The following is a 26,579-nucleotide window of genomic DNA, read 5'->3' on the forward strand; positions in this document are numbered from 1 at the left end:
ATTGCCCGCATGAGCGCCAGCATCTCCGGTCTCGCCGGCACCTGGACCCTGTCCGCCTACGGCGAGCTCACCCTCGACGACGCCCCCACCGGCTGGCTCACCGAGCCGCCCACGCCGATGCCGGACGCCACGCCCAACTCGGGGGTCACGCTCACCATCGGTGACCAGGGGCGGTTCACCGAGTCCGGCCGGCCCACGGAGTACGCCCTGTTCCACTCCTACGACGGCGTGCTCGGCGACGCGAACGACCTCTTCGACGGCTACCTCGCCGCGGTGGACGGTCAGGACGGCCGGGTCTTCGTGTTCAGCGACGAGGTGGCTCCGGTCGGGTGCCTGCGCGTCGACGACGGCGACACCGCCATCACCGACGAGGTCCGTCTCGACGGACCGTCCCTCCTGCGGGTGGTCTCGGTGGTCACCGACGGGGTGTACGCCTCCCGCTACCTCTACCGGTACGGACGGGGCTGAGCGGCGCGCGGGTCCGTCCGGGCGGCTCGGAACGGGGATGATGCGTGGATGGACCTGACCGGCGAGTTCGAGCACGAGCGGCCCAGACTCACGCGGATCGCGGCGCGGGTCCTCGGTGACCCGGCCGAGGCCGAGGACGCGGTCCAACAGGCGTGGCTGCGATTGGCGAGGACGGACGTCACCGCCGTCGACAATCTGCCGGGGTGGCTGACCACCGTGGTCACCAGGGTGTGTCTGGATCGTCTCAAGGCGGCGGTGCCGGCGCCCCACGAACCGCCCGACCGTGCGGGTGTCGATCCCGGCCCGGCCGAGGAGGTGGCCCTCGCCGACTCGGTGGGTTCGGCTCTGCACCTGGTGCTCGACCGGCTGACCCCGGCCGAGCGGGTGGCGTTGGTCCTGCACGACTCCTTCGCGGTCGACTTCGCCACCATCGCCGGGATTCTGGACTGCACCCCGGTCGCCGCCCGCAAGCACGCGTCGAGGGCACGGTCGAAGGTCGCGGCGCCGCCGGACGGACACGGATCGGTGGACTGGCAGGTGGTCGACGCCTTCCTCTCCGCGGCCAGGGACGGCGAGTTCTCCCGTCTACTGGAACTCCTCGCACCGGGGGTGGTGGTGGCCGGCGACCCGGTCGCGGTGGGCCTCGGCACCCCCGCGCGCATCGAGGGCCGCGACGCGGTGGCGGAGTTCTTCGACGGCGCGGCGGCCGCCGCGTTGCCGGTGTTCGTCCTCGGCCGGCCGGGCGCGGCGTGGTTCGACCGCGGAGTCGCTCGGGTGGCGTTCGACTTCCGCGTCTCGGCCGGATTGGTGACGCGCATCGACTTCCGAGCCGAACCGGAGGCGCTGGAGACCATCGACCGACGGCGGGACGGCGACCGGCGCTGACCCCCCCACCCGGGAGAGGTCACATCTCGGTCCCGCCGCTCGTCATCATGGTGAGGAGCGCACACCGCGCTACCCGGACACGGGAGGAACGATCACATGAAGACCATGACCTGCAGAGACCTCGGCGGACCCTGCGACCTCGCGCATCGCGGCGAGACCGCGGACGACGTGATCAACGCCCAGGACGCCCACCTGAAGGAGCTCGTCAAGGGAGGCGACGAGGCGCACGGGCCCGCACGGAAGGAGATGAAGGGGCGGTGGATGCGGCCCCGGCAGGCGCTCGGGTGGTACAACGACGTCAAGACGCGCTTCGCCGAACTACCGGAGGACTGACCGCGTCTCTCGAACGTCCCGCGCCTCTCGAAAGTCCCTGGTCTCTCGACCGTCGCGCGTCTCTCGGACGTCGCCGTGTCGCCTCAGGTCCCGGCCTGGTCGATCGCCCCGGCCTGGTCGATCGCGCCAGCCTGTTCGATCGCGCTGGCCAGTGCGAGCAGGGTCGTCTCCGAACCGGGACGACCGATGAGTTGCACCGAGGTGGGGAGGTCCCTGCCTGCGGGGGTCACGGTGCGACCGCACGGAACGGACATCGCGGGCCAGCCGAGCACGTTGGCCAGTGGGGTGAACGGGGAGAACCGCATCGACGCCCAGAGTGAGCGGCCCCATGAACGCCGGTGCCATTCGGTGGCCTCGGGCGGCACGTCGGCCAGCGCCGGGGTGAGCCACACGTCCACTCCGGCGGCGTCCATCGCGCGTTCGACCTCGGTTCGCAACGCCTCGGTCGCCCGGTTCCACCTGGTGTCCCCGTCGTCGGCCCCGCCGTGTCGGAACACGGTGCGGCCCAGCAGTGCGTGGTGTCGGGTGCGGCGCTCCATCGCCGAGAGCGGGAGGTTCTCGTCCTCGGCGGCGCGGGCCACCGCGGAGGTCCACCGCGCCAGATAGAGCACCGGGTCGCGAGGGGACGGCAGGGGGGTCTCGACGACGACGAGGTCGCGCGCCCGCAGCAGGGCCGCAGCCTCCCGGGCCGCCCGCGTCCACGGCTCCCGGACACGCACGAGATCCCGGCCGAGCCGGATGGGGCTGATCGTGGACAGGCCCACACGCGTCCCGCCGGGCACGGGCCCGACGGAGGCGAGCTCAGGTCTCCCCGCCATCACGGACAGCGCCAGGGCCACGTCCCCGACGGTCCGGGCCAGGGGCCCAGACTCCGCCAGCCGCCCCCAGTTGTCGCCGGCCAACCGGGTGGGGACGACTCCGGGCCCGGGCTTGATGGTGACGATCCCGCAGGCGGCGGCGGGGATCCGAAGGGAACCCATCCCGTCGTCACCCACCGCGAGCGGGACCATCCCGGACGCGACCGCCGCGGCCGATCCGCCGGAGGACCCGCCCGCGGACAGTGCCTCGTCGTGGGGGTTGCGGGTGATCCCGTGCTCCTCCGAGTCCGTCATCCCCCAGGTGCACAGCTGGGGCGCCGCGGTGATCCCCACCGGCACCGCGCCGGCCGCCAGCAGGGGCGCGATCACCGGATTGTCGAGGGACACGGTGCTCTTCACGGCCAGGGGGACCCCGGCCAGGGACAGTCCCGACCGTTCGGTCGCGTCCCGTGCGTCCACGGCGGCCGCGGCCGCACGGCCGTCCGCCCCCAGGAGCGTGGTGAAGGCACGGAGAGCCGGATCCAGGTGGGCGATCCGGCCCAGGGCCGCGTCGAGCGACTCCGTCGCCGTCGCGGCACCGGATCGCACCGCCTCTGCGATCCGGCTCGCGGGGGGAGTGGGGGTGGTCACGACCTCGATGGTACGGGGCGGATACGACACCGCTGCCTGTCCGCCCTCGGCGATCAGCGCGGTCGGCCGTCGGGCCCCGCAGGTAGCCTGGGTCGATAAGCGACGACGTCGGTCGCATCACGAGGTCCGCCGACCGGCGGGGCCGTCCTTCGCACACGAGGACCGAATGGAACGCAAGAGCAACACCGTTTTCCGCAACGTGGCGATCGCGGGCGTCATCATCCTGGCGATCGTCGGTTTCTCGTTCTTCGCGAACGACGAGCGGGGGTACACCGAGGTCGACACCTCGGTGGCGCTCGCGCAGATCGACGCCGGGAACGTCACGGAGGCGACGATCGAGGACCGCGAGCAGCAGCTGCGGCTCACCCTCGAGGCGCCGATCACCCCGGAAGAGGGTGCGGACGAGACCGACCAGCTCATCGCCAAGTACCCGGACCGGGCGGCGGACCAGATCTTCGACCGGATCGCCGCGGCGGAGCCGGAGAAGTACGACACCACCGTCACCCAGCAGGGCTTCTTCGCGCAGATGCTCTCGTTCCTGCTGCCCATGCTCATCCTCTTCGGGCTCCTGTTCTATTTCATGTCGCGCATGCAGGGCGGCAAGGGCGGGTTGTTCGGCGTCGGCAAGTCGCGTGCCGTGGAGTTCACCAAGGACATGCCCCAGACCACGTTCGCCGATGTCGCGGGCGAGGACGAGGCGGTCGAGGAGCTCAACGAGATCAAGGACTTCCTCCAGAACCCGGCGCGCTACGAGCGTCTCGGTGCCAAGATCCCCCGCGGCGTGCTGCTCTACGGCCCGCCCGGAACGGGCAAGACCCTGCTGGCGCGGGCGGTCGCGGGTGAGGCCGGTGTGCCGTTCTACTCCATCTCGGGTTCGGACTTCGTCGAGATGTTCGTCGGTGTCGGCGCCTCGCGGGTGCGCGACCTGTTCGAGAAGGCCAAGCAGAACGCTCCCTGCATCGTGTTCGTCGACGAGATCGACGCGGTGGGCCGGCACCGTGGTTCGGGGACCGGCGGCGGCCACGACGAGCGGGAGCAGACGCTCAACCAGCTGCTGGTCGAGATGGACGGGTTCAGTGACCGCGAGACCGTCATCATGATCGCCGCGACCAACCGCCCGGACGTCCTCGACCCGGCGCTACTGCGGCCGGGCCGGTTCGACCGCCAGGTCCCGGTCACCAATCCCGACCTCAAGGGCCGCGAGGCGATCCTCGCCGTCCACTCCGCTGGTAAGCCGCTGGCCGAGGACGTCAACATGACCTCGCTGGCCAGGCGCACGATCGGCATGTCGGGCGCGGACCTGGCCAACGTGCTCAACGAGGGCGCCCTGCTCGCGGCCCGGCTGGGTCGCGACGAGATCGACATCGACATCCTCGAGGAGGCCACCGACCGGGTCGTGGGCGGCCCACGTCGCAAGCACCGGGTGATCAGCGAGCACGAGAAGAAGGTCACCGCCTACCACGAGTCCGGGCACGCCCTGGCGGCGTGGGCGATGGAGGATCTCGAGCCCGTCCACAAGGTCACCATCCTCGCGCGCGGCCGCACCGGTGGTCACGCGTTGGTGGTCCCCGAGGACGACAAGTCCTTGATGACCCGGGCGGACATGATCGCCCGGGTGGTCATGGCGATGGGTGGCCGCGCCGCCGAGGAGTACGTCTTCGGCGAGCCCACGTCGGGTGCCAGTTCGGATATCGAACAGGCCACCCGGATCGCGCGCACGATGGTCGCCGAGTACGGCATGAGCGCGAAGCTCGGTGCGGTGAAGTACGGCGGTGAGGGCGGGGACCCGTTCCTCGGCCGCGGCGGATCCGCGGCAGGGGAGTACTCGCCCGAGGTCGCCAAGATCATCGACGACGAGGTGCGCCGGATCATCGACGCCGCGCACACCGAAGCGTGGCTCGTCCTCGAATCCAACCGGGAGATCCTCGACTCGGTCGCGGGAGAGCTGCTCGAGAAGGAGACGCTCCGCCAGGAGGATCTCCAACGGCTGTTCGCGGACGTGGTCAAGCGGCCGAGGATCACCGAGTTCGACGACTTCTCCGGTCGCGTCCCGTCGACCCGGCCGCCCATCAAGACACCGGGTGAGCTGGCCAAGGAACGCGGCGAGCCGTGGCCGCCACCGGTGAGCGACCCGTTCTCGATGCCCGTCCTCCCGGCGAGCCGCGAGTCCGGGGGCACCGGTCAGGACGGAGTCGCCGGGCAGGACGGAAGCACCGGTCAGGACGGACACATCGGGCAGGCCGGGGGCCGGGGCCCAGTGGGCCGGACGGGCCCCGGGCGGGAGTCGGTACCAGCGGGTTCGTCGTCGGGCATCCCGGCCTACGGCACCCCGCCGCCCCCCGGGTGGTCGGCCCCCGGGTGGCCCCCGCGGGGAACGACGCCGGGCACGGTCCGGACACCGGACCCGGGTCAGCGCGGTGGGCAGGGCCCCGACGGGAACCGGCCCCAGAACGGGACGTATGGTCCGAGCGGGTCCGAGACCACCCGGCTCCCTGCCGCTCCCGCAGCCCCGGAGACGACCCGCGAGGAGCCCGGTCACACGGGGGACGAGGACACGTCCCCGACCGTCTCCGACCAGTCGACGCGGGCGTGGTCGGCGGTGGACGGTGACGGACGCCGGAGCGGGTCCCGTCGTCGTGAGGACAAGGAACCCGGTTGGCGTGCCCCGTGGGAACGTGACGACTGACCCTCCGGTCGGTGACATGCGAGAAGAGGACTGATGACGAATCCAGACCACATCCCCGCGGCCGACGCCCGGTCGGAGTCCACCGGCCGAGTGTTCGATGCCGAGCGCGCCGAGTCCGCGGTCCGCGAGCTACTGATCGCCGTGGGCGAGGACCCGGAACGTGAGGGCCTCCGGGACACCCCTGCGCGCGTGGCCCGCGCCTACCGCGAGGTGTTCGCGGGGATGTACACCGACCCGGCCGACGTGTTGTCCAAGACCTTTGACGAGGACCACCGCGAACTGGTGTTGGTGCGGGACATCCCCATCTACTCGACCTGTGAGCACCACCTGGTTCCGTTCCACGGCGTGGCGCACATCGGGTACATCCCGGGGCGCTCTGGTGCGGTGACCGGGTTGAGCAAGCTCGCCCGACTCGTGGACCTCTATGCCAAACGGCCGCAGGTCCAGGAGCGACTGACCAGCCAGGTAGCGGACGCGCTGGTGAACAAGCTCGCCCCGTCCGGCGTCCTCGTGGTGATCGAATGCGAGCACCTGTGCATGAGCATGCGTGGCATCCGTAAACCGGGCTCCGTCACCACCACCTCCGCGGTCAGGGGCAGCATGCGCACCAATGCGTCCACCAGGGCGGAGGCCCTCGGCCTCCTGCGCGGTACGTGAGCCGTCCGTCTGACCCTCCGCGTCCCGCCGGTCTGCCGCGCCCCGACCGCTGCGCGGTGATGGGCATCGTCAACGTCACGGAGGACTCCTTCTCCGACGGCGGGCGTCACCTCGCCCCGGAGGCCGCCCTCGCCCATGCGCGCCTCCTGGTCTCCCAGGGAGCCGACCTCCTCGATGTCGGCGGCGAGTCCACGAGACCGGGTGCGATCCGGGTCGACAGCACCGACGAGGCGGCCCGGGTGATCCCGCTGGTCCGTGCGCTCGTCGAGGACGGGGTCACCGTCTCGGTCGACACCATGCGCGCCTCGGTCGCCGCCGAGGCCCTCGAGTCGGGAGCGGGGATCATCAACGACGTCTCCGGAGGCCTCGCCGACCCCGGGATGCTGCAGGTCGTCGCCGACCACGGTTGCCCCGTGATCCTCATGCACTGGGTGTCGCCGGACCAGTACCGGGCGGGCGCCGGCGGCCGGGCCGACTTCGCCGGGGACGTCGTGACCTCGGTCCGTGACCACCTCGCGCGCCGAGCCGACGCGGCAGTGGCCGCAGGCGTCGACGCCGATTCGATCGTGCTGGACCCCGGCCTCGGGTTCGCCAAGGACGCCGCAGACAACTGGGCGCTGCTCCACGGACTCGACGCCCTCACCGACCTCGGTTTCCCGGTGCTGGTGGCCGCCTCGCGCAAGCGTTTCCTGGGTTCACTCCTGGCGGATACCGGCGGCGTGCCACGAGCAGTGTCCGACCGCGACCCGGCCACGGCGGCCATCACCGCACTGGCGGCCGCGGCCGGCGCATGGGCGGTGCGCGTCCACGACGTCCCGCCCAGCGCCGATGCGGTACGAGTGGCGGGCGCGTGGGCGGCCGGAGGGGCGGAGCGGGACTGATGGCGGACCGGATCGAACTCAGGGGGCTGCGAGTCCGCGGCAACCACGGCGTCTTCGAACACGAGAAGCGCGACGGCCAGGACTTCCTCGTCGACGTGGTCCTGTGGACCGACTTCACCGCTGCGGCGGCGTCCGACGACCTCGCGGACACGGTCGACTACGGTGCGCTGGCACTGTTCGCCCGGGACGTGGTGTCCGGGACACCACGCGACCTGATCGAGACCGTGGCCTCGCAGATCGCCGACGGGATCATGGACCTCGCCCCCCACGCGCACGCGGTCGAGGTGACACTGCACAAGCCGCAGGCTCCCATCCCGGCGGAGTTCGCAGATGTCGCGGTCGTGGCCCGGCGCTCGCGCATGGACGGGCGCGGCCAGACGGGTGAGGACCAGTGACCTGTCGGGCCGTCCTGTCGATCGGCGGAAACCAGGGAGATTCCCTCGAGCTCCTCCGTGGTGTGGTGGCCGCCGCCGCCGGGGACGGGACCCTCCGTCGCGTCTCGTCGGTCTATGCGACCCCTCCGTGGGGAGGGGTGGAGCAGGACGACTTCCTCAACGCGGTCCTCGTCGTCGAACACCCCGGTTCCCCGCGCGACGTGCTCGAATGGGGATTCGCGCGGGAGCGTGCCGCCGGCCGCACCCGCGAGGTCCGGTGGGGGCCGAGGTCCCTCGACGTGGACGTGGTGTCCGCGGAGATGGACGGGACGCCGGTGAGCTCCCGGGACGAGTCCCTGACCCTGCCCCACCCGCGCGCAGCCGAGCGGGCGTTCGTCCTCGTCCCGTGGTCGGAGGTCGAGCCCGGGGCCCGGCTGGGCGGGCTCGCCCTCTCCACACACCTCGACGCCCTCGACCCCGCCGAGGTGGCCGCGGTCCGCCGAACGGCCGACCAGCTGGCCCCCGAAGGGTGGGTCTGCTGACATGGCTCGCATCGCGGTGTCCACCCTCGTCCTGGTCGCGCTCGTCGCCGGGGTGGCCGCCTACTTCCTGACAGGTTCGCTGCTCGGGTCGTTGCCTCCCATCGGGTGGGGATGGGTCACACTGCTGGTGGTAGCGCTGATCGACCTGCTGCTGGCACTCCGGGTCCGATCCGCGATCTCGGACGGCGGGGTCGGGCAGGACCGCAGCCAGATGCATCCGCTGACGATCGCGCGGTGCGCGGCCCTCGGGCAGGCGTCGGCGGTCCTCGGGGCCGCGGCCGGAGGCCTGGGAACCGGGCTCGCCCTCTACTTCCTGCCGAGGTTGGGCGAGCTGGCTGCGGCCGGCGAGGAGCTGCCGGCGTCCTTGGCGGTACTGGTCTCCGGGGCCCTACTCGTGGGGGCCGGACTGTTCCTCGAGTCGGCGTGCGCGACCCCGCCCTCCGACGACGACGTCGGAGGACTTGCCCAGTCGACCTGAGCGGATCGAGAAGTGGGCAGCCTGCGGCCTTCTCGAGGAACACGCGCTGGTTACCCGTGTGACTAGTGGTTCTCCGAGTATCATGCGGGGCATGAGTTCCGACGGCGCGATCGACAAGCCCCGATCCGTTCGCCCTGTTCGCGGCGACGACCGCGGCCTGGCGGGGATCGCCCTCGGGGTGCTCCTGGCGCTGTCGCTCGTCGCAACCGTGGTGATGGTCTTCTCCGACAACCCGGTGTGGATGCGCATCGGCACCCTCTCGGCGCTGTGGGCGGCGTTCATCGGCGCGTTCCTCGTGGCCCGTTACCGGCGGCAGGCGGCGGCCGAGGCCGCTCGGGTACGCGACCTGCACACCGTGTACGAGCTGCAACTGGAGCGCGAGATCTCCGCTCGTCGCGAGCACGAGCTCGTGGTGGAGAAGGATCTGCGCGACTCCGTTCGCGCTGAGACCTCGGACTCCATCTACGCACTGCGTCACGAGATCGCGGCGTTGCGGGAGCAGCTCGGCCAGATGGGCGTCACCCTGACCGATGACCGTCTCGCCGTGGGCGGGGACACCGCCGCCGGGGAGCTCGGCGCCGGTTCGTCCCTGCCGTCCGTGCGGTCCGAACGGGTCGAACCCCGTCGTCGAGCCCCGGAATCGACCGTCACCACCCCGTCCGTCACCACCCAGTCCGCCACCACCCCGGCCGGCAGCTACCCGTCGGGTCGCCCGTCCAGCGCCTCCTCATCAAGCGCCCCCCCGTCGAGTGTCCCGGATTCGTCGACCACCTCCGGTCCGATCCGGTCCCGGTCGACCACGTCCGAGCCGACGGTCACTGGCGTCGGACGTGATGTCACACCGAGTACCGAGCGCACCGAGAAGCTCTCGCCGGTCGACGCGGAGAAGGCACGTTCCACCGATTCCCGGGACGACAAGCCCCGCGGCCCGGCGGTCCGCCCCGTCGGCCGCTCGAGGTCGGAGCCGCAGACGCGGCCCGAGCCGCAGCAGTCCGCGACCGCGTCGGAGTCCGAACCGCCGAAGCAGCCAGCGACCGCGTCGGAGCCCGAGCCGAAGAAGCAGCCCGCGACCGCGCCCGAGCGCGCGCCGAAGCGTGCACCGAAGCCCGAGCCCGCTCCCGCCGACTCGGCGCCGCACAGCCGTCACGGTGAGGGAGGCGGCCTGTCCGTCGCCGAGCTCATGGCGCGTCTGGGTGGAGACGAGACATCTGGTGGTGGCCGTCGCCACCGCCACTCCGCGGACTGAGGCGTCCCCTCACCTCCCGACGCGGTCGAGCACGGATGGCCGCGCCGACACGGGAATGTGAAGTACGCCACTCAGCCGTGCTGTCGCCGGAGAGTGCGACTACTCTCGCCCCCGAGATGTCCGGGACCCACCACGTGAGCGGGCCTGGAACGGATCGAGCACTGGAGCACCTCATGATGGCCGAGTTCGGCGTCACCGGAACACCCCCTGCCCGCCTGTCCGTCGGCCTCGTGTCCGCAGGGCGCGTGGGCACGGCGATCGGCGCTGCGCTGGAACGGCGTGGACACGTCGTCTCCGCGGTCGTCGCCCGGTCCGAGCGTTCCCGCGACCTGGCCTCCCGTCGGCTGCCGGAAGCGCGGTTCGGCGATGCGGTCGCGGTGGCCGAGGCCGGGGAATTGTTGATCCTCGCGGTACCCGACAAGGCGCTACCCGGGGTGGTCGCGGAACTGGCCGCTGCCGATGCCTTCCGCCCCGGCCACATCGTGGTCCACGTCGCCGGTGCAGTGGGCGCTGCCGTTCTCCGTCCCGCGGCGGACGCCGGTGCGGTCGTCGTGGCAGCACACCCCGCGATGACCTTCACGGGTGGCGACTCGGACATCGACCGCATGGAGGGGTGCTCGTGGGCGCTGACCTCCCCGGACGAGGTCGGTCTGGTCGTCGGGCAGATGCTGGTGATGGAGACCGGCGGCCTGCCCGTCACCGTCGCAGAATCCCACCGGGCGCTCTATCACGCGGCGCTCGCGCACGGTGCAAACCACCTCGTCACCCTGGTCAACGACGCCGCCGAGGCGCTCGCGGCGTCGTTCTCTGTCCTGCCCGGTGGCGGGGTCGAGGGTGACCCGGACGGCATGCTCGGTTCGGACGCCGGGGCGCTCGCCCGCCGCACCCTCGAGCCGCTGCTGCGGGCCGCGCTCGACAACGTCCTGGCCTCCGGGGACTCGGCGCTGACCGGTCCCGTGATGCGCGGTGACGCGGTGACGGTGTCGCGCCACCTCGACGCGCTCGAGGACGTGGACAGCGGAATCGCCGCCGGCTACCGCGCGTTGGCGCTGCGGACGGCCGACCGCTGCGGTGCCGGCCGCGACGTCACCGACCTCCTGGCCCCCGACCTGACGGAGCAACTGCGATGACCACCTCGATCTACCCGGTACGCACGGCGGTCCCGGGACGGCCGGGCACCGGCTACACCCGCGGTGAGCTGACCGTCCACCACGAGCCCTCGGCGCTGCACGCGGTCACCGAGTCCCTGCGCAAGGTCGGCAAGCAGATCACCTTCGTCCCCACGATGGGCGCCCTTCACGAGGGGCACCTGGCGCTGGTCGAGGCCGCCCGCCGCACGCCCGGCTCCGTGGTGGTCGCGTCGATCTTCGTCAACCCACTCCAATTCGGACCCGGTGAGGACCTGGACGCGTACCCGCGCACCCTCGACGAGGACGTGGCCCGGCTCGCCGCGGCCGGGGTCGAGCTGGTCCTGGCCCCCAGCGCCGCCGCGATGTATCCCGACGGGCCGCGGACCACCGTCCAGCCCGGGCCGACGGGAGACATCCTCGACGGCGCCGCCCGTCCAGGTCACTTCGCCGGGATGCTCACCGTGGTGGCCAAGTTGCTCAACATCGTCGCTCCCCACCAGGCGTTCTTCGGGGAGAAGGACTACCAGCAGCTCGTGCTGATCCGTCAGATGGTGGCCGATCTGGACATGGACGTCCGGGTGGTGGGGGTTCCCACCGTCCGCGAGTCCGACGGTCTGGCCATGAGCTCACGGAACCGCTATCTCTCCGAGGACGAGCGGGAGCTGGCCACCACCCTCAATGCCGCTCTCGTCGCCGGGACGTTCGCGGCCAAGGGTGGTCAGCAGGCCGTACTCGACGCCGCCCGGGCGGTCCTGGCGGAGCGACCGCAGATCTCGATCGACTACCTCGAACTCCGGGCCAGCGACCTCGGCGAGCCGCCGGTGGAGGGGCCGGGACGGCTCCTCGTGGCCGCCCGGATCGGCTCCGCCCGACTCATCGACAACGTCGGCGTGGCCATCGGCACCGGCTTCCTCGCCGCAGCCGAGGCGACCGTCGCCTCCCAGCAGGCCGAGCTGGCCGCAGACCTCCAGGAAGGCCTCTAGATGCAGCGCACCATGCTCCACTCCAAGATCCACCGGGCGACCGTGACCCAGGCCGACCTGCACTACGTCGGTTCCTGCACCATCGACGCGGACCTGATGGACGCCGCCGACCTGCTCGAGGGGCAGCAGATCGACATCGTCGACATCGACAACGGTTCCCGTCTGACCACCTACGCCATCACGGGCGAGCGGAGTTCGGGGGTCATCAGCATCAACGGCGCGGCGGCGCATCTGGTCCATCCCGGCGATCTGGTGATCATCATCGCCTACGGGGTGATGGAGGATGCCGAGGCGCGCACCTACAAGCCACGCGTGGTGTTCGTGGACGAGCACAATCGGACGCTGACCGAGGGTACGGATCCCGCGAACGTCCCCGAGGGGTCGGGACTGAAGAACCCGCGCGTCCCCGAGCCGGTCACCGTCTAGGTACCGGGGTAGGGCCGTGCTTCTCACCGTCGACGTCGGCAACACCCATATCCGGCTCGGCGTCTTCCCGGTGGACGGTGGTCCACTGGAGCGCACCTGGAGCATGCGGACGTCGCCGGCGGTGACCTCCGACGAGTTGGCGTTGACCATCCGGGGGTTGCTCGGGGAGTGCGCCGGGCGGCTCTCCGGTATCTCGGCGATGTCGGTCGTGCCGTCGGTGACCGGCGAACTGCGGCGGATGGCCGCCGACTACTGGCCCGACTTGCGCGCGGTGGTGGTGGCGCCCGGCGTGAAGACCGGCGTTCCGTTGCTGGTGGACAATCCGCGGGAGGTCGGTTCCGACCGGGTGGTCAACGCCCTGGCCGCCCACACCCTGTTCGAGGGCGCCGTCATCGTCGTCGACGTGGACACGGCGACCACGGTCGACGCCGTCTCCGAGCGTGGCGAGTTGCTCGGCGGTGCGATCGCGCCGGGAATCGACATCTCCGTGGACGCCCTCGCGGAGCGCGCGGCGGCGTTGCGCAAGATCGAGGTGGTGCGGCCCCGGGGCGCCCTGGGCAAGAACACCGTGGCCGCGCTGCAGGCCGGGATCGTGATCGGGTTCGCCGGGCAGATCGACGCGCTGGTGGACCGTCTGCGGTCCGACGTTGCGGAGCTGGCCGACGCGGCGGTGGTGCTGACCGGGCTGCGCGCCGACGTCGTGGCGGAGGAGTCGCGGACGATCACCGACGTCGAACCCGAGCTGGCGCTCGAGGGTCTGCGGCTGGTGTTCGAGAAGAACACCTGAGTCCCGCCCCGGGCTCCGCGCCGGTGGCATGCTGTCCGCCATGGACGGGGTCGGGAGGGAAGAGATCGACGACGACGAGGTGATCCGCAGGGACACCTCCGAGTTCGACCGCGGGCTGTCCTTCTTCGACGCCATCTACGGCTTCGCTGTCACGCTCCTCATCGTGAACGTCGACCTGCCGGAGCCGGAGGCGTGGCGGGACCTCGGCTCGTTGTCGAATTCCGGGCTGGGCCATCAGTTGTCCGGGGTCGTGTTGAGCTTCGTGGTGATCAGTGCGCTCTGGCGGGTCAACGTCAGGATGACCAAGGGACTCACCGGTCTCGACGGCCCGATGGTGTTCACGAATCTGGTGGCGACCGGTCTGGTGGTCCTCGTGCCCTTCACCACGGACGCGATCAGCAACCCGGCCACTGCTGATCTCGCGTTGCCGACCGCGTTCTACGCCCTCAACATCGCCGGGGTCGCTCTGGCCCAGGCGGCCGTGTACCAGCGTGGTCGCGCGGTCGGACTGGAACGTCGTGCCACGTCCGCGAGGGAGAACGGCATGCTGCTCCTCGCGGCGGCGGCCACGCCGGTGGTGTTCCTGTCGTCGGTCCCCGTGGCGGTGACGGTCGGCGCGGGGACCGCCCAGCTGATGTGGGTGTCGTTGGTCGTGCTGCTGCCGTTGACGGGTGGCCTCGCGAAACGGGCCAGGGGGACCTGACGGCGCAGCGGGGTCGGGCTGCGCGTGGGGTCAGGCCGTGCGTGGGGTCAGGCTGCGCGTGCGGGTCAGGCCGTGCGTGGGGTCGGGCTGCGCGTGCGGGTCAGGCCGCGGAGCGGTAGCTCGTCATGGAGACCGACCCCCACGCGTACCCCTTGCTGAAGGCGTCCAGCGTCTCGCCGGATCCAGCTGCCATCCCCGCCGTGTAGAGCAGGGGCAGGAAGTGGTCGGCGCTGGGTACGGCCAGTCGGGCGTCGGGGTGTTCGAGCAGCGAGAGGGCGTCCTCCGGCCGCTCGGTGAGCAGTTCCTGGGCGTGGTCGTCGAATCGGTGGGCCCAGTCGGTCCCCGAGTCGCCGCGGGAGGGGTCCACGGCGGCCAGGTTGTGCACCACGTTCCCGCTTGCCAGTACCAGGACACCGGAGTCCCGCAGCGCCGACAGCTTGGTTCCCAGGTCGAAGTGGTAGCCGGCGGGCTTGGACGCGTCCACGGACAACTGGGCGACCGGGACGTCGGCGTCGGGGAAGACGTGGGTGAGGACGGACCAGGTGCCGTGGTCGAGGCCCCACGAGTCCCGGTCCTCGCCGACCCAGGTGGGCTTGACCACCTCGGCCACCTCGGAGGCGAGTTCGGGCGCGCCGGAGGCCGGATAGTCGAACTCGTTGAGTTCCCGCGGGAACCCGTAGAAGTCGTGGATCGTCCGGGGGTTCGCCATGGCGGTCACCGCGGTGGCGTTGATGTACCAGTGTGCCGAGACGGCCAGCACGGCCCGGGGGCGCTCGGGGAGGGAGTCTCCGAGCGCGGCCCATTCCCGGGTCCACTGGTTGACCTCGAGCGCGTTGAGGGGGACGCCGTGGCCGATGAAGACGGCGGGCTGGCGCGTGCGTGTAGTGGTCATGATGCTCCTTAGCTCTGACTATATGATGCATCAACTAACTGTGGAGCGCCAGTGGGGGCGGGGTCGGGTGTGGGGCCGGTCGTGTGGCGGGGTGTGCGACAGGGTGCGCGACGGGGTGTGTGGCGGGTGCCCGATGGGAAGTTCGCCCTTGCAGTAGATAGACCGGTCTGTCTACTATTGGTGTCATGAACGCACGACGAATGCCCTCGGCCGGTCCGGTGGCTTCCGCGCGTGCGCAGCACTGGTGTCCCCGACCGGCAGTAGCCCCCGCGAGAGCAGCCCTCTCCAACCGACCAGCCGGGACCCACCTCGCCAGGAGCACCAGATGACCACTGTCGCCGTCACCATCCCCGACACCACCACCACCGTCACGATCACGGACACCGCCACCGTCACGCTGGATGTCTCGGACTACCGCAGCACCGTCGAGTCAGGTGCCCTCGTCGTGGACATCCGCTCCCGGGCCCAGCGCGAGCGGCAGGGCGTGTTGGCCGGCGCGGTCGCCGTCGAGGCCCGCCCCGTCGTCGACCTGCTCGATCCCCGTTCCGCCGCGCCCCTCGCCGTCGTGGACGAGGGCCGCGAGGTCGTGTTGGTCAGCGACGACGGCCTCGATGCCGAACTGTTCGCGCTGGAACTGCACTCGCGCGGCGTGCGGGGAGTGCGTGCGGTGGACGGTGGGCACGATGCGCTCCGGGCGGCAGGGTCACTCGGCCTGCTCTCGAACGCCGAGCACCTGCTGCGCGAGCGGTCCGCGATCTCGGCGCACTGAGCGCAGCACCACGCCCGACCGGGGGCGCGCCCGCGCCGACGCCGGTACGGTCGCGTCCATGACGGACGACATCACGGCAGACCTGCTTCTAGGCATCCTCGACGAGGTCCGTGACGATTCCTCGGGCGACCTGGTCCCGCACCTCGGCGACTACGAACACCCGAACCCCGACGCCCTGGCGATGGCGGTGTGCGACCTCGACGGCACCGTGACCTCCGCGGGGGACGACGGCATCCGCTTCGATCTCCAATCGGCCTCCAAGCCGTTCGTGTACGCCCTGGCACTGGACCAGAAGGGCGTCGACGAGGTGGCCAAGCGGATCGGCGTCGAACCCTCCGGGGACGCGTTCAACGAGATCTCCCTGGAGGCCGGCACCGGCCGGGCCCCCAACGGTCTGGTGAACGCCGGGGCGTTGGCCGCCCACGCTCTCGTCGGGGACACCGACGACGACGAGGTCTCGCGCTTCGAACACATCCGCGCGCTGTTCTCCCGCCTCGTCGGCCGCGAGGTGGAGGTGGACGAGGAGATCGCGGACATCGAGGCCAAGAGCGCGCACCGCAACCAGGCGCTCGCCCACCTGCTGGCCGAGGAGGGCAATCTCGCGGACGACCCGCACGAGGTGGTGGCGGGGTACGGGCGCCAGTGCGCGGTCCGCGTGGACGTCCGCGAACTCGCCCACATGGCCGCCATGTTCGCGAACGGCGGTCTGAAACCCGGGAGTGACGAACGGATCCTCGGGCGCAAGGCGGTGCGCTACGCCAACAGCGTGATGTTCACCTGCGGCATGTACGACGCGGCCGGCGACTGGGTCTACCAGGTGGGACTGCCCGCGAAGAGCGGGGTGTCGGGGTGTCTGTTCGCGGTGGTTCCCGGCAAGTTCGGGATCGCGGCCTACTCGCCCCGACTGGACGAGCACGGCAACAGCGTGCGGGCGGCGGCTGCGATCGAAGAGCTGTCGGACAGGTTTGACCTCCACGTCCTGGACCACGTGCACGACGACGGGTTCGGCCCCGCCGCATAGGGGCGACTATCCTCGGGAGCCGTGACCGACTCGACTCCCGCCGCGCCCGGGGCCGCCTCGAACGAGCCCGCCGACGACACCCCCGAGCAGCTGCGTATCCGCCGCGACAAGCGGCAGCGCATCCTCGATTCCGGCGTCGACGCCTACCCGGTCGACGTCCCGCGGACGCACGGCCTGGTCGAGATCGCCTCGGACCCGCGCTTCGTCGCCCTCGAGCCAGGGGAGGAGACCGACGTCGAGGTCTCCGTGGCGGGCCGGGTGCTGTTCGTCCGCAACACCGGCAAACTCTGCTTCGTCCGCCTCCAGGACGGCGTGGACCCGGCGGCGACGCTGTCCGCCCCGGCAGCCGAGGGCGGACCGGACGCGTTCGCCCCTCAACTGCAGGTGATGCTCTCGCTGGCCAACGTCGGTGAGGAGCGGCTCGAGGCGTGGAAGCAGGACGCGGACCTCGGTGACCACGTCTCGGTGACCGGCCGGGTGGTGCGGTCCAAGCGCGGCGAGCTGTCCGTCATGGCCGACTCCTGGGTGATGGCGGCCAAGTCTCTTCGCCCGCTGCCGGTCGCACACAAGGAGCTGAGCGAGGACACGCGCGTCCGTCAGCGCTACACCGACCTCATCATGCGCGACACCGCCCGGCGCAACGCGATCACCCGCATCAAGGTCGTCCGGGCACTGCGGGACGCCCTCGACAGGCGCGGGTTCCTCGAGGTGGAGACGCCCATGTTGCAGACGCTTCACGGCGGCGCGGCCGCCCGGCCGTTCGTCACGCACTCCAACGCCCTGGACCTCGACCTCTACCTGCGCATCGCCCCGGAGTTGTACCTCAAGCGCTGCGTGGTGGGCGGGATCGAGCGGGTCTTCGAGATCAACCGCAACTTCCGGAACGAGGGCGTGGACTCCTCGCACAGTCCCGAGTTCGCGATGCTCGAGACCTACCAGGCCTACGGGGACTACGACACGTCCGCCACGATGATCCGTGAGGTCATCCAGGAGGTCGCGCTGGAGGTCTTCGGTTCCACCACGGTGACGCTGGCCGACGGCACCGAGTACGACCTGGGTGGGCAGTGGCGTGAGATGCGCATGTACCCCTCGCTCAACGAGGCCCTCCGCGCGCGGCACCCTGAACTCGACGCGGAGGTGACGGTGGACTCCACGGTCTCCGAACTCACCGACCTGGCGGGGAAGGTCGGGCTCGAGGTGCCGTCGGGCAGGGGTTGGCTGCACGGCAAACTGGTCGAGGAACTCTGGGAGCACCTGTGCGGTGACCAGCTCGAGGGGCCGGTTTTCGTCCGCGATTTCCCTGTGGAGACCTCCCCGCTGACCCGCGATCACCGCACTGATCGGGGGGTCACCGAGAAGTGGGACCTCTACGTCCGTGGGTTCGAGTTGGCGACCGGGTACTCGGAGCTCGTCGACCCGGTGATCCAGCGTCGGCGGTTCGAGGACCAGGCGAGGCTCGCCGCGGCCGGCGACGACGAGGCGATGGTGCTGGACGAGGACTTCCTGGCCGCGATGGAGCAGGGGATGCCGCCCACCACCGGGTTGGGCATGGGGATCGACCGTCTGCTCATGGCGCTCACCGGGCTGGGAATCAGGGAGACCATCCTGTTCCCGATGGTCAAGCCGCTGCCGCGGGACTGACGCCGCGACCACCAGGGAACGCGCAAGCTAGCCCGCGCGCGACCAGGCGGCTGCCACGAGATCCCGGAGCACCTGTTCGTCGATCCGGGCCAGGGTCGTCACGTACAGGCACCCCTTGCCGGTCTTGTGCGGTCCCAGAGTCGCGAGCAGCGCATCGGCCCCCGGGGCCTCGAGCAGGCCGTAGAGGGTGAGAGCGGAGGAGCGGGGACTGAAGCCCACCCGGAGGGTGTCACCCTCGCGGCCGCTGTCGTACACGTAGTGGTGAGTGCCGTAGCCCACGATCGAGGGGCCCCACATGGCGGGCTGTTCGCCGGTGACGTCCAGTAGTCGCAGGCCGTCCTGCACACGTCGGGCGGTGGGCAGCCCCTCGATCCACTCCCGGGGAGAACCCGGTGCCGCGAGAAACGCCGTGTTGTCGTTGCGGCCGGTGGCCCGGGGTCGGGCGACCGGCTCACTGAAGGACAGGCCCGCCGCGGTCAGCGCGTCCCGTAGCACCCCGAGCTGGGCGGGGCCGATGCCGTGCAGTGCCAACACGTCCTTCTCGGCCATGCCGTCGAACTGGCGGAGGTCGGTGATCCCGGCGTCGTCCAGGGCGCGGGTCGCAGGGGCGGAGAGCCGGGGGAGGGGAAGCGGTGAGTCGCTCATGATGCAGACGCTAGCCCCCGCGCGCGGTACCGGGCCCGGTCGAGATCCGAACGTGACTCCGAGTCGCCCGTCCAGGTGACCTGCCCCGGACATAATCACTGCATGAGGAGAAACCCATCACGTGTGTTGGTCGGTCTGGTGGCCGCTCTGCTGGTCGCGGGGACCTCGACCTCCGGTGCCTCGGCCCAGGTCCCGCTGCCACTGCCGCCGGAGTTCCAGCAGGCACTCGATCAGGCCCAGGCCGGATCGGCGCAGGCGGACGCGGACCTGCGCACCGCGGCCGGCGGCTGGCTGGAGTCGGCGGGGATCGCTCCTCCGCCCGGGTTCGTGCCTCCTCCGCCTGCACCGCCGCCGCCCCCACCGCCGCCGGACCTGACCCCGGAGAGCCCGTGTCCACGTACCGCCGCGGCGTGCGTGGACCTCGACGGGAACCGGACCTGGCTGCAGTCGGGAGAGCGGTTGAGCTACGGGCCGGTGCGGATGTCCCACGGCAAGGCCGGGTGGGAGACCCCTCGCGGGACCTACCAGGTCACACGGAAGGTGCGACACGAGGTCAGCCGTCTGTTCAACGACGCCCCGATGCCGTACTCGGTGTATTTCGTGGGCGGGATCGCGTTCCACGAGGGCGATCCCGCCTACGAGTCCCACGGCTGTATCCGGATGGATCAGCCCGCTGCGGCCACCTACTTCGAGAGGCTGCAGGTCGGGGACACGGTGGTGGTGTTCTGACGACTCACGAGTCCTTGAACATGCGGGCTTCGGCACGGTCCGGCAGGAGGTACTCGGCGGACTTGGCCGCCAACGCGGATCCGGCGATCACGAGTACGAATCCGATCGCGGCGACGAACGGCCCGTAGGTTACCGAGGTGCCGTCGGGCAGTCCCGCCAGCATCGGATCGGCGGTGTCGGTCGAGTTGAACAGGACCCAGACAAAGATGAGGTGGGCGATCAGGACGAGGGAGGCGAGTACCGCGTTGGCGGCCGCGAAGAATCCCAGGCGGGTGAACAGCGTGACCGCCACCAGGACCGACAGCACGAGCAGGCCGAGGAAGTTCAGGGGCGCCATGGTGCGCAGGTCCAGTATCTCAGTGAGGTCGAGCGCGCTGATCCCACCTCCGGTCTCCGTGGACAGCCAGGGGAGGTACAGGCTGAGCAGGGCGAGCGCCAGTCCGACGAAGGCGATCAGTCCGCCGATGCGGTTACGCAGGTGGGGGATGATCTTGCCGCCGGCCGGGGTGCGGGTCGGCGAGGGCGAGTCGTGGGTGACAGGCGTGGTCTGTGCGGCCATGGTGGGTGCCCCTTAGTCGGACCGGAGTCATCGATGTGAATTAAGTCACATGATAGGCGCGGTTTTCCGGATGTGCCACAACGGTGTGTTCACTCCGGATCGCGCACCGACTTCACGTACCGCGCCGACCGGGCGGCCCACGCCGACCCCGCCGCCACCATCACGAACCCGAGTGCGGCCACATAGGGCCCGAAGGTCACCGTTGCATCGGCCGGCAGTCCCGACAATGCCGGTTCCGTGGTCCCCGTCGACAGGATGAGGGTCCAGACAAAGGCGAGGTGTCCCGCCAGGACCCCGACCGCCACCACTGTCGCCGCGACTGCGAATGCGCCCAGGCGGGTGAGCGCGGTGACCGACACCAGGAGGGACAGGACCAGCAGTCCGAGGAACAGCACCGGTGCGACGCTGCGGACGTCGATGATCTCGGTGATCCCCAGGGCGGAGATCCGTTCGCTCTCGCCGGTGGAGAGCCACGGCAGGTAGAGGCTGAGCAGCGCCAGGGCCAGGCCGGTGAGGGCCATGAGGGCCCCGATCCGGTTCCGGGCGTGCGGGATCGTCTTGGTCCGTGCCGGCGTCCTCGTCGGGAGGGGGACACGGTGGGGTGCGGGCGGTGTGTACGCGGTCATGGCGATCACCCTCTGGCAGGAGTCGACGGGCGCAGGTGCGCCTGATCACATGATATGAGCCGAGTCCCTCCGGGGCATTGCAGAAACCCGGTTCGTTATGGTAATGGGATCCTCATCGCCGTCTGTTGGTCCGGCGCGTGGGCTCCGCGTCCATCGGGTCCTCCGGCCACGGGTGCCTGGGGTAGCGGCCCCGCATCTCGGCCCGCACGCCGGGATAGGCCTCGCGCCAGAAGAACTCCAGGTCGCGGGTCACGGCGAGTGGTCGGCCGGCGGGGGAGAGCAGGTGGACCGTCACGGGAACCCGTCCGTCGCAGATCCGGGGCGAGGCGGTCCAGCCGAAGCACTCCTGCAGTTTGACCGCCAGCACGGGGGCGGCGTCGGACCCCGGTTCCGGGTAGTCGACGCGGTATGACGACGAGCTGGGCACCTGTAGCCGGTCGGGCAGCAGTTCGTCGAACCTGGAGGCCTCCGGCCACGGGAGCAGGCGTCGCAGCGCGGAGCCGACGTCGCGACCCGTCATCTTCCCGCCGCCCGCGAGAGCGTCGACCTCCGGCCCGAGCCACTCCGTGAGCCGATCCGCGAGCGCGTCGGCGGACACCTCCGGCCAGGGGGCCCCGAGCTCGCGATGGGCCAGGGCCAACCGGTGCCAGAGGCGTGACGCGTCGTCGTCGGGCCCGAGTGCGGGCAGTCCGCCCGTCCGGACGGCGGCCGCCACGGCCGACACGGCGGCGGCGGGCCCCGGACGCACGGGAGTGGCGGAGAGCTCGATCGCCCCGAGCCGTCGGATCCGGCGGCCTGTCAGTGCGCCGCCCGAGAAGGTGGCCGTCTCGTCGTCGTCGAGCAGTCCCGACGCCGCTCGCTCGGCTCCCTCCCGGTCCAGGGGCGCGGCGGCCCGGATTACCGCCCCCGCCTCCCCGGCGGCCCGCCCGGACGCACGGGCGACCTCGGCCACCGCCAGCCACTCGTGCCCGGTGAGGGCGGACCCGGGCGGGAGGACCGCCCCGGTCCCCGACGCGAACGTGTACTGCCCGCCCCGGCGGCGCGCGACGCGGTCGGGATGGGCGAGCGCGACGACCAGACCGACGGCCTCCGCCGGCGGGATCCCGCCCCGGCCGTCACCGGTGTGGACCAGCCGCTCCAGACGGCGGGCCTCGCGCTCCCAGGTCCCGGAGTCGGCGGCTCGGCCCTCGCGCAGTGCCCGCAGGTCCGCCACCAGGTCGCCCGCGGGGGAGCGACGGCCCGAGGCCAGCAACGCCACCACCTCGGCGGCCATCCCGCGGCCGACGACGGGGGCGCCGTCGAGCAACGCGCGGGCGTGCCGCGGATCCACGGGGACCCGCGCCAGGTCGCGTCCGCGGTCGGTGGCCCGGCCCCGTGCGTCGAGCGCGCCCAACCCCTGCAGTACCGACTGCGCGCGGTGGATCTCCCCGGCCGGCGGGGCGTCGGGCAGGGCCAGCCCCTCGCCGCGCGGCGCGCCCCAGCAGGCCACGTCCAGCGCGAAGGTCGTCAGGTCCGAGGTGGCGATCGCCGGGGTGCGGTGCGGTGGCAGTCGCGAGAACTCGTCCTCGGACAGGCAGCGCACCGCGATCCCCGGGCCGAGACGGGCGGCGCGGCCCGAGCGCTGCACGCAGGAGTCGCGGGAGGCCGACACCGTGACGAGCCCGGTCATGTCGCGCGCGGCGTCCCTGCGGGGTTCGCGGCTCAGGCACGCGTCCACCACCACCCGAACCCCCGGCACCGTGAGGGAGGACTCCGCCAGGTCCGTCGAGACCACCACCCGTGGCCGCGGTCCGGCCCCGCTCCGGTCCGGGGCGGGGTCCCCGCGTCCGGATCCCGAGACCGCCCGGTCCTGCGCGGCCGCGTCGAGCCCGCCGTGCAGGGGCAGGACCTCGGCGCGCTCACCCAGCCGGGCCGAGAGTGCGCGCACCACGCGGTCGATCTCGCGGACCCCGGGGAGGAAGACCAGGGTGTCGGTACCGCTCGCGGACACCTCGGCGGCGGTCACCGCGGCCACGTGGTCCAGGAAACCGTCGGTCACCCCGCGGGGGTCCAGGCGGGGCACCGGTGGAAGGGAGTAGCGGATCTCCAGGGGGTGCAGGACGGCCGGGATGTCGATCACCGGTGCCGTTCCCGGGTCACCCAGCAGTCGGGCGAAACGCTCGGCCTCGACGGTCGCGGACATGGCCACCACCGGCAGGTCGTCGCGGAGTTGGCGTAGCTCGCAGAGCAGGGCCAGGGCGAGGTCTGACTCGACGTCCCGTTCGTGGACCTCGTCGAGCACCACCGCGCCGATCCCGGGCAGGTCGGGGTCGGCGATCAACCGCCGCACCAGCACCCCCGGTGTCACGAACTCCACGAGGGTGTCCCGGCCGAGGCGGGTGTCCCCGCGCACGGAGTAGCCCACCACGGTTCCGACGTCCGTCCCCGTCAGCGTGGCCAGTCGTCGCGCCGCCGAGCGGGCGGCCACCCGTCGGGGCTGGGTGACGACGACCCGCCCCGCGATCCCGTCCGCCGAGGCGACCGCCGGTGGCGCGAGAGTGGTCTTACCGGTGCCGGGCGGAGCCTGGACCACCGCGGTGCCCGTCGTGGCGAGGGCGTCGAGCAGTGCGGGCAGGGCGGCCGCGAAGGGCAGGCCGTGGCCGATGCGATCCAGATCGAACGGACTCATCCCCCGGTCCCGTCCACCTGTGCCATGTCCACGACCCTAGATGTCCGTGTCGTACGGCACGGATTCACGGCGTTCGCTGTCGGCGTACACGGATCTGCAATGGTTCCCCGACCTGCCGCGTTGAACCCTGGTGACGGACCCGCTCCCGCTCCTGCGGTGCAGCGCGTCAGACACGGCCACTAGAGTGGACGAAACCCGAGGAATGTGAGGTAGCACGATGTTCGAACGGTTTACCGACCGCGCGCGTCGCGTCGTCGTCCTGGCCCAGGAAGAGGCCCGGATGCTCAACCACAATTACATCGGCACCGAGCACATCCTGCTGGGTCTCATCCACGAGGGCGAGGGAGTGGCCGCCAAGGCACTCGAGTCCCTGGGGATCTCGCTGGAAGCGGTGCGGAGTCAGGTCGAGGAGATCATCGGCCAGGGCCAGCAGGCGCCCAGCGGGCACATCCCGTTCACGCCGCGGGCCAAGAAGGTGCTGGAGCTGAGCCTGCGCGAGGCACTGCAGCTCGGCCACAACTACATCGGCACCGAGCACATCCTGCTCGGCCTCATCCGTGAGGGCGAGGGCGTGGCCGCCCAGGTGCTGGTCAAGCTCGGAGCGGACCTCACGCGGGTCCGCCAGCAGGTCATCCAGCTGCTCTCGGGTTACCAGGGCAAGGAGGCCGAGGCCACGGGCGCTCCCGCCGGCACCGGTGGTCGCGAGTCCGGTACGCCGTCGTCCTCGACGGTGCTGGACCAGTTCGGCCGAAACCTCACGCAGGCCGCGATGGAGGGCAAGCTCGACCCGGTCGTCGGCCGCGCCAAGGAGGTCGAGCGCATCATGCAGGTGCTCTCCCGGCGCACCAAGAACAACCCGGTGCTCATCGGCGAGCCCGGCGTGGGCAAGACCGCGGTCGTCGAGGGTCTGGCACAGGCCATCGTCAACAACGAGGTCCCCGAGACCCTCAAGGACAAGCAGGTCTACTCGCTCGACCTGGGGTCGCTCGTGGCCGGTTCCCGCTACCGCGGTGACTTCGAGGAGCGCCTGAAGAAGGTGCTCAAGGAGATCAACCAGCGCGGCGACATCATCCTGTTCATCGACGAGATCCACACGCTCGTCGGCGCGGGTGCCGCGGAGGGTGCGATCGACGCGGCGTCGATCCTCAAGCCCAAGCTGGCCCGCGGTGAGCTGCAGACCATCGGCGCCACCACGCTCGAGGAGTACCGCAAGCACATCGAGAAGGACGCGGCGCTCGAGCGTCGTTTCCAGCCGGTGCAGGTCCCGGAGCCCAACGTGGAGCTGTCCATCGAGATCCTCAAGGGTCTGCGGGACCGTTACGAGGCGCACCACCGCGTCACCATCACGGACGCAGCCCTGGCCGCGGCCGCGCAACTCGCGGACCGGTACATCAACGACCGGTTCCTCCCGGACAAGGCCATCGACCTCATCGACGAGGCCGGCGCCCGGATGCGCATCAAGCGGATGACGGCCCCGCCGGATCTGCGGGAGTTCGACGAGAAGATCGCGGAGGCCCGTCGCGAGAAGGAGTCCGCGATCGACGCGCAGGACTTCGAGAAGGCCGCCGGACTGCGGGACACCGAGAAGAAGCTCATCGCCGAGCGCTCGGAGCGCGAGAAGCAGTGGCGTGCCGGCGACATGGATGTGGCCGCGGTGGTCGACGAGGAGCAGATCGCCGAGGTGCTGGGGAACTGGACCGGCATCCCCGTGTTCAAGCTCACCGAGGAGGAGACGACGCGTCTGCTCCGCATGGAGGAGGAGCTGCACAAGCGGATCATCGGGCAGGAGGACGCCATCAAGGCGGTCTCGCGGGCCATCCGCCGTACGCGGGCTGGTCTCAAGGACCCCAAGCGCCCGTCGGGTTCGTTCATCTTCGCCGGCCCGTCCGGTGTGGGTAAGACCGAGCTCTCCAAGGCGCTGGCCAACTTCCTGTTCGGCGAGGACGACGCGCTCATCCAGATCGACATGGGCGAGTTCCACGACCGCTTCACCGCCTCGCGTCTGTTCGGTGCACCCCCCGGGTACGTCGGATACGAGGAGGGTGGCCAGCTCACGGAGAAGGTGCGGCGCAAGCCGTTCTCGGTGGTCCTGTTCGACGAGATCGAGAAGGCCCACTCCGAGATCTACAACACGCTGCTCCAGGTGCTCGAGGACGGCCGTCTCACCGACGGACAGGGCCGCATGGTGGACTTCAAGAACACCGTGTTGATCTTCACCTCCAACCTCGGCACGAGGGATATCTCCAAGGCGGTCGGCATGGGCTTCCAGTCCTCCGACAACACCGAGGACGCCTACGAGCGGATGAAGCAGAAGGTCAACGACGAGCTCAAGAAGCACTTCCGGCCGGAGTTCCTCAACCGCATCGACGAGATCGTGGTGTTCCACCAGCTCACCAAGGCTCAGATCGTCCAGATGGTCGATCTCATGGTCAGCCGCGTCGGCGTGGCGCTCAAGGCCAAGGACATGACCATCGAGGTCACGGATCGGGCCAAGGAACTCCTGGCCAAGAGGGGTTTCGACCCGGTCCTGGGTGCCCGTCCGCTGCGTCGCACGATCCAGCGCGAGATCGAGGACACGCTCTCGGAGAAGATCCTCTTCGGAGAGGTCGCGGCCGGCGAGCTGATCACCGTCGACGTCGAGGGCTGGGACGGCGAGTCGGACAAGACGGAGGACGCCAAGTTCACGTTCTCCGGCGTCCAGCGACCTGACGCCGGGTCCCGCGAGGGCGAGGAGATCACCGCAAGCGTCGCGCCCACCGGCGAGGCCGGACCGGGCGATTCGCTCCCGCCGAGCTCGGGAGGCTTCGGGGGCGGCGCCCCCGGTGGCCCGTCGGGTAGCGGTGGGGCGGCTCCCGCCACCACCTGATCGGGTCTCGCCAGTGCTCCGGCACAGCGACTGACTGGAAGAACGGCGCCTGGCACGAATAGCAGCGCCTGACACGAAGAACGGCCCCCGCTCCGGCGGGGGCCGTTCTTCTGCTGTGTCCGTCGCACGCTCTGCC

General features: G+C 71.0%; 26 protein-coding genes. 20 read left to right on the forward strand and 6 right to left on the reverse strand.

All coding sequences use genetic code 11. The features are described 5' to 3' along the window. Positions 1 to 9: 9 nt before the first annotated feature. From A6048_RS02730 to A6048_RS02740, 3 genes are all read left to right on the forward strand, one after another. Positions 10 to 468 carry a hypothetical protein gene (locus A6048_RS02730; RefSeq protein ID WP_107748929.1) on the forward strand — a complete coding sequence of 153 codons (459 nt, stop codon included), beginning with the start codon at positions 10 to 12 and terminating at the stop codon, positions 466 to 468. Between the two features lie 48 nt (positions 469 to 516). Continuing rightward, positions 517 to 1,353 carry a sigma factor gene (locus A6048_RS02735; RefSeq protein ID WP_107748928.1) on the forward strand — a complete coding sequence of 279 codons (837 nt, stop codon included), beginning with the start codon at positions 517 to 519 and terminating at the stop codon, positions 1,351 to 1,353. Positions 1,354 to 1,449: 96 nt separating this feature from the next. Beyond that, complete coding sequence (locus A6048_RS02740) at positions 1,450 to 1,686, forward strand: DUF1059 domain-containing protein (RefSeq protein ID WP_107748927.1); 237 nt, start codon at positions 1,450 to 1,452, stop codon at positions 1,684 to 1,686. Positions 1,687 to 1,769: 83 nt separating this feature from the next. On the opposite strand, the gene A6048_RS02745 is transcribed toward A6048_RS02740, so the two are convergent. Further along, positions 1,770 to 3,134 carry an amidase gene (locus A6048_RS02745; protein WP_235027595.1) on the reverse strand — a complete coding sequence of 455 codons (1,365 nt, stop codon included), beginning with the start codon at positions 3,132 to 3,134 and terminating at the stop codon, positions 1,770 to 1,772. Positions 3,135 to 3,300: 166 nt separating this feature from the next. On the opposite strand from A6048_RS02745, the gene ftsH reads away from it, so the two are divergent. The 12 genes from ftsH (at position 3,301) to A6048_RS02805 (ending at position 14,027) form a co-directional block, all read left to right on the forward strand. Then, entirely contained in the window at positions 3,301 to 5,820 is a 2,520-nt protein-coding gene (gene ftsH / locus A6048_RS02750; RefSeq protein WP_107748926.1) for an ATP-dependent zinc metalloprotease FtsH, read from the forward strand. Positions 5,821 to 5,853: 33 nt separating this feature from the next. Further along, a complete protein-coding gene (gene folE, locus A6048_RS02755) occupies positions 5,854 to 6,477 on the forward strand; it encodes a GTP cyclohydrolase I FolE (protein ID WP_107748925.1) in 624 nt (207 codons plus the stop codon). A gap of 59 nt (positions 6,478 to 6,536) precedes the next feature. After that, positions 6,537 to 7,358: a dihydropteroate synthase gene (gene folP, locus A6048_RS02760; RefSeq protein ID WP_107748924.1), complete on the forward strand. Its 822-nt coding sequence runs from the start codon at positions 6,537 to 6,539 to the stop codon at positions 7,356 to 7,358. Then, on the forward strand, positions 7,358 to 7,753 hold the full coding sequence (folB, locus tag A6048_RS02765) for a dihydroneopterin aldolase (protein ID WP_107748923.1): 396 nt from the start codon (positions 7,358 to 7,360) through the stop codon (positions 7,751 to 7,753). The genes folP and folB overlap by 1 nt, the downstream gene beginning before the upstream one ends. Further along, positions 7,750 to 8,274, forward strand: a complete 525-nt coding sequence (folK, locus tag A6048_RS02770) for a 2-amino-4-hydroxy-6-hydroxymethyldihydropteridine diphosphokinase (RefSeq protein ID WP_107748922.1) — start codon at positions 7,750 to 7,752, stop codon at positions 8,272 to 8,274. Before folB ends, folK begins: the two co-directional genes overlap by 4 nt. A 1-nt stretch (position 8,275) precedes the next feature. Continuing rightward, the gene (locus tag A6048_RS02775) at positions 8,276 to 8,752 is read left to right on the forward strand and encodes a DUF3180 domain-containing protein (RefSeq protein ID WP_107748921.1); all 477 of its coding nucleotides are present in this window, start codon (positions 8,276 to 8,278) and stop codon (positions 8,750 to 8,752) included. Between the two features lie 91 nt (positions 8,753 to 8,843). Further along, the gene (locus tag A6048_RS02780) at positions 8,844 to 9,998 is read left to right on the forward strand and encodes a DUF6779 domain-containing protein (RefSeq protein WP_107748970.1); all 1,155 of its coding nucleotides are present in this window, start codon (positions 8,844 to 8,846) and stop codon (positions 9,996 to 9,998) included. A gap of 176 nt (positions 9,999 to 10,174) precedes the next feature. After that, positions 10,175 to 11,128, forward strand: coding sequence for a Rossmann-like and DUF2520 domain-containing protein (locus tag A6048_RS02785; protein ID WP_107748969.1), 954 nt, complete (start codon positions 10,175 to 10,177; stop codon positions 11,126 to 11,128). Then, complete coding sequence (panC, locus tag A6048_RS02790) at positions 11,125 to 12,111, forward strand: pantoate--beta-alanine ligase (RefSeq protein ID WP_107748920.1); 987 nt, start codon at positions 11,125 to 11,127, stop codon at positions 12,109 to 12,111. The genes A6048_RS02785 and panC overlap by 4 nt, the downstream gene beginning before the upstream one ends. Further along, positions 12,112 to 12,537 carry an aspartate 1-decarboxylase gene (gene panD, locus A6048_RS02795; protein WP_107748919.1) on the forward strand — a complete coding sequence of 142 codons (426 nt, stop codon included), beginning with the start codon at positions 12,112 to 12,114 and terminating at the stop codon, positions 12,535 to 12,537. Between the two features lie 16 nt (positions 12,538 to 12,553). Then, positions 12,554 to 13,324, forward strand: coding sequence for a type III pantothenate kinase (locus tag A6048_RS02800; protein WP_107748918.1), 771 nt, complete (start codon positions 12,554 to 12,556; stop codon positions 13,322 to 13,324). A gap of 40 nt (positions 13,325 to 13,364) precedes the next feature. Then, on the forward strand, positions 13,365 to 14,027 hold the full coding sequence (locus tag A6048_RS02805; RefSeq protein WP_235027593.1) for a TMEM175 family protein: 663 nt from the start codon (positions 13,365 to 13,367) through the stop codon (positions 14,025 to 14,027). A 100-nt stretch (positions 14,028 to 14,127) separates the two neighbouring features. Here the strand turns inward: A6048_RS02805 and ygiD are convergent, their stop codons facing one another. After that, a complete protein-coding gene (gene ygiD, locus A6048_RS02810) occupies positions 14,128 to 14,919 on the reverse strand; it encodes a 4,5-DOPA-extradiol-dioxygenase (protein ID WP_107748916.1) in 792 nt (263 codons plus the stop codon). Between the two features lie 325 nt (positions 14,920 to 15,244). Between ygiD and A6048_RS02815 the strand changes: the two genes are divergently transcribed. Genes A6048_RS02815 through lysS form a run of 3 tightly spaced genes read left to right on the forward strand, consistent with a single transcriptional unit; the run spans position 15,245 to position 18,350 of the window. Beyond that, on the forward strand, positions 15,245 to 15,688 hold the full coding sequence (locus tag A6048_RS02815; RefSeq protein ID WP_235027592.1) for a rhodanese-like domain-containing protein: 444 nt from the start codon (positions 15,245 to 15,247) through the stop codon (positions 15,686 to 15,688). A 58-nt stretch (positions 15,689 to 15,746) separates the two neighbouring features. Continuing rightward, positions 15,747 to 16,709 (forward strand): glutaminase A, encoded by a 963-nt coding sequence (gene glsA, locus A6048_RS02820; protein WP_107748914.1) that lies wholly within the window; start codon positions 15,747 to 15,749, stop codon positions 16,707 to 16,709. Positions 16,710 to 16,730: 21 nt separating this feature from the next. Then, positions 16,731 to 18,350, forward strand: coding sequence for a lysine--tRNA ligase (gene lysS / locus A6048_RS02825; RefSeq protein WP_107748913.1), 1,620 nt, complete (start codon positions 16,731 to 16,733; stop codon positions 18,348 to 18,350). 27 nt (positions 18,351 to 18,377) lie between these two features. Here lysS and A6048_RS02830 read toward each other — a convergent pair whose 3' ends face one another. Then, positions 18,378 to 18,995, reverse strand: a complete 618-nt coding sequence (locus A6048_RS02830) for a DUF1801 domain-containing protein (protein ID WP_107748912.1) — start codon at positions 18,993 to 18,995, stop codon at positions 18,378 to 18,380. A 102-nt stretch (positions 18,996 to 19,097) separates the two neighbouring features. Between A6048_RS02830 and A6048_RS18585 the strand changes: the two genes are divergently transcribed. Then, positions 19,098 to 19,724 carry a L,D-transpeptidase gene (locus A6048_RS18585; protein ID WP_235027591.1) on the forward strand — a complete coding sequence of 209 codons (627 nt, stop codon included), beginning with the start codon at positions 19,098 to 19,100 and terminating at the stop codon, positions 19,722 to 19,724. Between the two features lie 4 nt (positions 19,725 to 19,728). Here the strand turns inward: A6048_RS18585 and A6048_RS02840 are convergent, their stop codons facing one another. The 3 genes from A6048_RS02840 to hrpB all read right to left on the reverse strand — a co-directional run bounded on the left by A6048_RS02840 (position 19,729) and on the right by hrpB (position 23,577). Beyond that, positions 19,729 to 20,283, reverse strand: coding sequence for a hypothetical protein (locus A6048_RS02840; RefSeq protein ID WP_107748911.1), 555 nt, complete (start codon positions 20,281 to 20,283; stop codon positions 19,729 to 19,731). Positions 20,284 to 20,372: 89 nt separating this feature from the next. Next, positions 20,373 to 20,909, reverse strand: coding sequence for a hypothetical protein (locus A6048_RS02845; RefSeq protein WP_107748967.1), 537 nt, complete (start codon positions 20,907 to 20,909; stop codon positions 20,373 to 20,375). A 112-nt stretch (positions 20,910 to 21,021) separates the two neighbouring features. Further along, positions 21,022 to 23,577 carry an ATP-dependent helicase HrpB gene (gene hrpB / locus A6048_RS02850; protein WP_107748910.1) on the reverse strand — a complete coding sequence of 852 codons (2,556 nt, stop codon included), beginning with the start codon at positions 23,575 to 23,577 and terminating at the stop codon, positions 21,022 to 21,024. Between the two features lie 217 nt (positions 23,578 to 23,794). Here hrpB and A6048_RS02855 point away from each other — a divergent pair, with 217 nt between their 5' ends. After that, positions 23,795 to 26,443: an ATP-dependent Clp protease ATP-binding subunit gene (locus tag A6048_RS02855; RefSeq protein WP_107748909.1), complete on the forward strand. Its 2,649-nt coding sequence runs from the start codon at positions 23,795 to 23,797 to the stop codon at positions 26,441 to 26,443. The last annotated feature ends 136 nt before the right edge of the window (positions 26,444 to 26,579 follow it).

Origin of the sequence: Dietzia psychralcaliphila (genome assembly GCF_003096095.1) — a bacterium.
In the GTDB taxonomy this organism is placed as follows: domain Bacteria; phylum Actinomycetota; class Actinomycetes; order Mycobacteriales; family Mycobacteriaceae; genus Dietzia; species Dietzia psychralcaliphila.

Coding starts and splice junctions, on each gene's coding strand:
- A6048_RS02730 (WP_107748929.1), top strand. CDS start 10: ATGAGCGCCAGCATCTCCGGTCTCGCCGGCACCTGGACCCTGTCCGCC.
- A6048_RS02735 (WP_107748928.1), top strand. CDS start 517: ATGGACCTGACCGGCGAGTTCGAGCACGAGCGGCCCAGACTCACGCGG.
- A6048_RS02740 (WP_107748927.1), top strand. CDS start 1,450: ATGAAGACCATGACCTGCAGAGACCTCGGCGGACCCTGCGACCTCGCG.
- ftsH (WP_107748926.1), top strand. CDS start 3,301: ATGGAACGCAAGAGCAACACCGTTTTCCGCAACGTGGCGATCGCGGGC.
- folE (WP_107748925.1), top strand. CDS start 5,854: ATGACGAATCCAGACCACATCCCCGCGGCCGACGCCCGGTCGGAGTCC.
- folP (WP_107748924.1), top strand. CDS start 6,537: ATGGGCATCGTCAACGTCACGGAGGACTCCTTCTCCGACGGCGGGCGT.
- folB (WP_107748923.1), top strand. CDS start 7,358: ATGGCGGACCGGATCGAACTCAGGGGGCTGCGAGTCCGCGGCAACCAC.
- A6048_RS02775 (WP_107748921.1), top strand. CDS start 8,276: ATGGCTCGCATCGCGGTGTCCACCCTCGTCCTGGTCGCGCTCGTCGCC.
- A6048_RS02780 (WP_107748970.1), top strand. CDS start 8,844: ATGAGTTCCGACGGCGCGATCGACAAGCCCCGATCCGTTCGCCCTGTT.
- A6048_RS02785 (WP_107748969.1), top strand. CDS start 10,175: ATGGCCGAGTTCGGCGTCACCGGAACACCCCCTGCCCGCCTGTCCGTC.
- panC (WP_107748920.1), top strand. CDS start 11,125: ATGACCACCTCGATCTACCCGGTACGCACGGCGGTCCCGGGACGGCCG.
- panD (WP_107748919.1), top strand. CDS start 12,112: ATGCAGCGCACCATGCTCCACTCCAAGATCCACCGGGCGACCGTGACC.
- A6048_RS02805 (WP_235027593.1), top strand. CDS start 13,365: ATGGACGGGGTCGGGAGGGAAGAGATCGACGACGACGAGGTGATCCGC.
- ygiD (WP_107748916.1), bottom strand. CDS start 14,919: ATGACCACTACACGCACGCGCCAGCCCGCCGTCTTCATCGGCCACGGC.
- A6048_RS02815 (WP_235027592.1), top strand. CDS start 15,245: ATGACCACTGTCGCCGTCACCATCCCCGACACCACCACCACCGTCACG.
- glsA (WP_107748914.1), top strand. CDS start 15,747: ATGACGGACGACATCACGGCAGACCTGCTTCTAGGCATCCTCGACGAG.
- A6048_RS02830 (WP_107748912.1), bottom strand. CDS start 18,995: ATGAGCGACTCACCGCTTCCCCTCCCCCGGCTCTCCGCCCCTGCGACC.
- A6048_RS18585 (WP_235027591.1), top strand. CDS start 19,098: ATGAGGAGAAACCCATCACGTGTGTTGGTCGGTCTGGTGGCCGCTCTG.
- A6048_RS02840 (WP_107748911.1), bottom strand. CDS start 20,283: ATGGCCGCACAGACCACGCCTGTCACCCACGACTCGCCCTCGCCGACC.
- A6048_RS02845 (WP_107748967.1), bottom strand. CDS start 20,909: ATGACCGCGTACACACCGCCCGCACCCCACCGTGTCCCCCTCCCGACG.
- hrpB (WP_107748910.1), bottom strand. CDS start 23,577: ATGAGTCCGTTCGATCTGGATCGCATCGGCCACGGCCTGCCCTTCGCG.
- A6048_RS02855 (WP_107748909.1), top strand. CDS start 23,795: ATGTTCGAACGGTTTACCGACCGCGCGCGTCGCGTCGTCGTCCTGGCC.